This is a genomic window from Caloramator australicus RC3, from assembly GCF_000297115.1.
Classification (GTDB): Bacteria; Bacillota; Clostridia; order Clostridiales; family Caloramatoraceae; genus Caloramator; species Caloramator australicus.
Map to the genome: position 1 here is coordinate 1 of NZ_CAKP01000075.1, position 5,083 is coordinate 5,083.

The 5,083-nt window shown below is 33.4% G+C and carries 7 protein-coding genes and 1 pseudogene; 2 read left to right on the forward strand and 6 right to left on the reverse strand.

What is annotated here, in order from left to right; all coding sequences use genetic code 11:
• Positions 1-200 (forward strand): annotated as a pseudogene (locus CAAU_RS14860) (transposase); the annotation flags it as partial.
• 162 nt (positions 201-362) lie between these two features.
• On the opposite strand, the gene CAAU_RS07115 reads toward CAAU_RS14860, so the two are convergent.
• The 6 genes from CAAU_RS07115 to rpsB all read right to left on the reverse strand — a co-directional run bounded on the left by CAAU_RS07115 (position 363) and on the right by rpsB (position 4,414).
• Entirely contained in the window at positions 363-1,142 is a 780-nt protein-coding gene (locus tag CAAU_RS07115) for an isoprenyl transferase (protein ID WP_008908759.1), read from the reverse strand.
• A 41-nt stretch (positions 1,143-1,183) separates the two neighbouring features.
• The gene (locus CAAU_RS07120; RefSeq protein WP_008908760.1) at positions 1,184-1,366 is read right to left on the reverse strand and encodes a hypothetical protein; all 183 of its coding nucleotides are present in this window, start codon (positions 1,364-1,366) and stop codon (positions 1,184-1,186) included.
• The gene (gene frr, locus CAAU_RS07125; RefSeq protein ID WP_008908761.1) at positions 1,366-1,920 is read right to left on the reverse strand and encodes a ribosome recycling factor; all 555 of its coding nucleotides are present in this window, start codon (positions 1,918-1,920) and stop codon (positions 1,366-1,368) included. The genes CAAU_RS07120 and frr overlap by 1 nt, the downstream gene beginning before the upstream one ends.
• Positions 1,921-1,933: 13 nt before the next feature.
• Positions 1,934-2,647 carry a UMP kinase gene (gene pyrH, locus CAAU_RS07130; RefSeq protein ID WP_008908762.1) on the reverse strand — a complete coding sequence of 238 codons (714 nt, stop codon included), beginning with the start codon at positions 2,645-2,647 and terminating at the stop codon, positions 1,934-1,936.
• An 82-nt stretch (positions 2,648-2,729) separates the two neighbouring features.
• Positions 2,730-3,647, reverse strand: a complete 918-nt coding sequence (tsf, locus tag CAAU_RS07135) for a translation elongation factor Ts (protein WP_008908763.1) — start codon at positions 3,645-3,647, stop codon at positions 2,730-2,732.
• Between the two features lie 68 nt (positions 3,648-3,715).
• Complete coding sequence (gene rpsB, locus CAAU_RS07140; protein ID WP_008908764.1) at positions 3,716-4,414, reverse strand: 30S ribosomal protein S2; 699 nt, start codon at positions 4,412-4,414, stop codon at positions 3,716-3,718.
• Positions 4,415-4,643: 229 nt separating this feature from the next.
• Between rpsB and CAAU_RS07145 the strand changes: the two genes are divergently transcribed.
• A complete protein-coding gene (locus CAAU_RS07145) occupies positions 4,644-5,060 on the forward strand; it encodes a helix-turn-helix domain-containing protein (RefSeq protein ID WP_008908765.1) in 417 nt (138 codons plus the stop codon).
• Positions 5,061-5,083: the final 23 nt, after the last annotated feature.

The window sequence follows — 5,083 nt, forward strand, 5'->3', positions numbered from 1 at the left end:
GTCTAAGAACTGAATCCGAAAGATACAATTCTAGATGGAAAAATCTCAATACAGAACAAGCTTATGTTAGAAATATTAACTCCGTTACTAATTTGAATACAATCGGTCACATTTGCCTTTTAACTGTTGCAATTGCTGCCATAAAATCTGGCTGCGTTGATAAATACAAATCCCTATCGGGATTTAGAAGAACAGCCTAAATAAATTATATTAAAATTAAATTAAATTTTTTGAACATCAATTTTACCAAGGGAGTAGTCTACCCTTTTTTTGCTTTTTTGGTGTTAATTTAAGTTTAATTTAAAATAATTGAGCTTCACTTCATAAAAGTTAGAACAATTTAACATAAATAATTTTGTTTTTTAATCAATTATGCTCATCTCTATTATTGATCCAAAACGTCTTTCTCTTTTTTGATAATCTTTTATTGCCTCAAGAAGATGTTTGCTACTAAAGTCAGGCCAATATATATCTGAAAACCATAATTCCGAATAAGCTATTTGCCATAGAAGAAAATTGCTTATCCTAAGTTCACCGCTAGGTCTTATTAGTAAGTCCGGATCAGGAATGTTTGCAGTATCTAAATAACCTGAAATTGTATTCTCATCGATACTATCTACATCAAGTTTCCCAGCATTAACATCCTTTGCAATCTTTATAATTGCTCTTTTTATTTCATCCCTTCCTCCATAGTTTAAAGCTAAAGTTAAAGTCAACCCATTATTGTCCTTTGTTTTTTCTTTAGCCCTTTTTAATTCCTCCTGACATATTAGTGGTAATTTTGATATATCACCTATCCAATTAATAATTACATTATTCTTATCTAACTCTTCTACTTCTTTTCTTAAATACTCAACAAGCAAATTCATCAAAGTATTTACCTCATCCTGAGGCCTTTTCCAATTTTCTGTTGAAAAGGCATATAAAGTTAAATATTTTATTCCTATTTTTGAACATGTTTTAACGATTTCACGTATCGTTTCAACTCCCGCTTTATGCCCCATCGTTCTAGGTAGATTCCTTTTCTTTGCCCAACGACCATTACCATCCATTATAATTGCTATATGCTGTGGAAGGTTTGACATATCTATTTCTTCATCTATTAAGCTATCCTCTTTTTTTCTTTTAAACAACCATTCCATAATTTAACCTCCTAATGCAAAAATGCCCCTCAAACGAGGGGTTAAAAATAAGATGCATAAATAGTAATGGTATCAGCTTCATCTATTTTAATAATCCTTACTTCATCTCCTAATTTCTTTCCGTTTGGTGCTAATACGTATTTAACCGTAAAAGGGACATTTTTACTGTTTAAAAATTCTTCAAGATATTTTAAAGGATATCCTAAAAATCTTTGCATTTCCATTATACAGTCATAATCTCCTTCTCTTTAGCTTCTACAAGCTTATCTATTTCTTTTATAAAATTATCTGTCATTTTTTGAATTTCATCTTCTGCTCTTTTAATTTCATCCTCTGAAACTCCTTCTTTTTTGAGGGCTTTTATTTTTTCATTAGCATCTCTACGAATTGATCTAATTGCTACTTTAGCATCTTCTCCATGTTTTTTAACAACTTTAACAAGATTTTTTCTTGTTTCCTCAGTAAGTTCAGGAATCACTAATCTTACAACATTTCCGTCCGCAACTGGATTTATTCCTAAATCTGATTTTTGTATAGCCTTTTCAATACTTTTTACAACACTCTTATCCCAGGGTTGTATAAGCAAAACTCTTGGCTCAGGAACAGTAATAGTTGCTAAAGATGAAATGTGAGTTGGTGTTCCATAATAATCTACAGTAATTTTATCAAGCATTGCTGGATTTGCTCTTCCTGCCTTTAAGCTTTGCAATTCATGTTTTAAAAGTTCAAGAGATTTTTTCATTTTTTCTTCATGAGATTTGATAACTTCCTTAATCATAACTTTTCCCTCCCTACGAATTTGAAACTAAAGTTCCTACCATATCTCCACACACTGCCCTTTTAATATTCCCAGGGGTATTAAGGCCAAAAACGATTATTGGTATATTATTATCTTTACACAAAGATGTTGCTGTTGAATCCATTACTTTTAGATCCCTTTCAAGGACTTCCTGAAAGGTTAATTTGTCAAATTTTTGAGCATTTGGATTAAGGTTGGGATCAGAATCATATACTCCATCAACATTTTTAGCTAACAATATAACTTCAGCACAAATTTCTGCTGCTCTTAATGCTGCTGCAGTGTCAGTTGAAAAATATGGATTACCTGTTCCAGCTGCAAATATTACCACTCTCCCCTTCTCTAAATGTCTTACAGCTTTTCTTCTAATAAAGGGCTCTGCTATTTCCCTCATTTCAATTGCTGTTTGAACCCTAGTTACTACTCCCATGTTTTCTAAAATGTTTTGAAGGGCCATTGCATTTATACATGTTGCCAGCATTCCCATGTAGTCTGCAGTTGTTCTATCCATTCCTGCACCATATCTACCCCTCCAAATGTTTCCTCCACCTACAACCGCACCGACCTGAACCCCCATTTCAACAAGTTCCTTAATCTCCTGTGCAATTCTTTGAACTACTTCAAAATCAAATCCATAACCATTTTTACCTGCTAGGGCTTCTCCACTTAACTTTAACATTACCCTTTTATACTTTGGTGTTGTCATAACAAACCTCCAAAATAATAATTCTCCAAAAGTTGAAAAAATCCTTCTTTTTTCAAAAAAAGAGAACACAGCTGTGTTCTCTTTACATTTTAACTTGCTTCATTACTTCTTCAGCAAAATTTTCTTCCTTCTTTTCTATACCTTCGCCCTTTTCAAATCTAGCAAACTTAACTACAGTAATTTCATTTCCAGCTTCTTTTGATTTATTTTCAAGATATTTTCTTATTGTTAAATCTTGATCCCTTATCCAAAGTTGCTCAATAAGGCAAACTTCTTTATAGTATTTTTGTAATCTTCCTTCCACCATCTTTTCAACAACTTTTTCTGGTTTTCCTTCGTTTAATGCCTGTTGTCTATAAATTTCCTTTTCTTTTTCAATAACATCTGCTGGAACATCCTCTTTGTTTAGATATAATGGGTTTGCTGCAGCTATTTGAAGTGCAAGTTCCTTCGCTACTTCCTTAAGAACTGCTTCGTTTCCTCCCTTTAATTGAACCATAACAGCTATTCTACCGCCACCATGGATATAGTCAGAAATAACTCCTTCCTCAGCAACAAATCTTTCGAATCTTCTGAATGTCATATTTTCTCCAAGCTTTGCTATAAGTGCAGTTATTGCATCTTTAACGATTACATTGTTGTCAACAATAAATTTTTCTTCAAGTAATTCCTCAACCGAATTAGCATTAGAATATGCAGCATGTTTTGCTATGTTCTTAGCTAACTCAGCAAAGTCAGCATTTTTAGCAACGAAGTCAGTTTCACAATTTAATTCTATTATAGCTCCCCTCTTGCCATCCTCAGAAATATAAGTTTCAACTAATCCTTCAGCTGCAACTCTTCCTGCCTTTTTTGCAGCAGCAGCCAATCCTTTTTCTCTTAATATTTCTATAGCCTTATCCATGTCCCCATTTGCTTCATTTAGAGCCTTTTTACAGTCCATCATACCAGCGCCTGTTCTTTCCCTTAGCTCACTAACCATTTTAGCGGTTATTTGCATATTTATTCCTCCTTATGTAAATAATTCTAACATTATGTCAAAGGTAAGGGAATAATCCCTTACCTTAATTATTCAGCCATTTGTTCTCCTTGTCTTCCTTCAATAACTGCATCTGCAATCTTTGAAGCGATAAGCTTAACTGCTCTTATTGCATCATCGTTACCTGGAATTACATAATCTACATCATCTGGATCACAATTAGTATCTACAATTCCTACAACTGGTATACCTAAAATTCTTGCTTCTGCAACTGCGTTCTTTTCCTTTCTTGGGTCAACAACAAAAAGAACATCAGGAATTCTTTTCATATTCTTAATTCCACCAAGGTTCTTTTCTAATTTTTCCTTTTCATGTCTTAGCTTCATTACTTCCTTCTTTGGTAAAAGTTCGAAGGTTCCGTCCTGTTCCATTCTTTCTAATTCTTCAAGTCTTTCAATTCTTGTCTTAATTGTCTTGAAGTTTGTAAGCATACCGCCAAGCCATCTTTCGTTAACATAGTGCATTCCACATCTTATTGCTTCTTCCTTTATTGAATCCTGAGCTTGTTTTTTAGTTCCAACAAAAAGGATTTCCTTACCTTCAGCAGCAGCCTGCTTTACAAACTCATAAGCCTCTTCCATTTTCTTTACTGTTTTTTGTAAGTCGATAATATAGATTCCATTTCTTTCAGTAAAAATATATTGAGCCATCTTTGGATTCCATCTTCTTGTTTGATGACCAAAGTGAACTCCTGCTTCTAAAAGTTGTTTCATTGAAATAACTGACATTTAATACACCTCCATTTGGTTTTTCCGCCGCTACTCTCATTTTTTTAAAAGGCCCTAAGGCACCCTTTTAAAAATCGAGTAGCGTGAGTATTTATTACCTTAAGTAGTATAACATATAATTAAAAAATTGACAACACAAATATATTTAATTTGTGATTATTTTATGATAATGTCATGTTGTAGAGTAATATGATAAAATGTCACTATGAGGAACGAGGTGTTTTATTCAATGTCACAAAAACAAATTAATAGGTATGTTGTCATTCAAAAATCCCTTGAGGGTTTATTAACTGTCAAGGAAGCAGCAAAGGTTTTAGGCCTTAGCGAACGTCAAGTTATTAGATTAAGAAAGGGTGTGATGCAAAGCGGGGTTTCTGCTCTTATTCATAAAAACAAAGGCCGTAAACCTTCTCATGCTGTTTCCGATGAACTTAAAGGTAAAATTATCTCTCTTAAATTGTCTGACAACTACAAAAATGCTAACTTCAAACATTTTAACGAGCTTCTTGAAAGATTCCATGGCATTAAGCTAAGTTACTCTACCATCTACAATATCCTTAACTCTACCGGTATTAAAAGCCCTAAAAAGCGTCGTAGATTTAAACCCCATACAAGACGAAAAAGAAACCACAGATGGGCCTTCTAGTTCAGATGGATTCCTCTCCATTT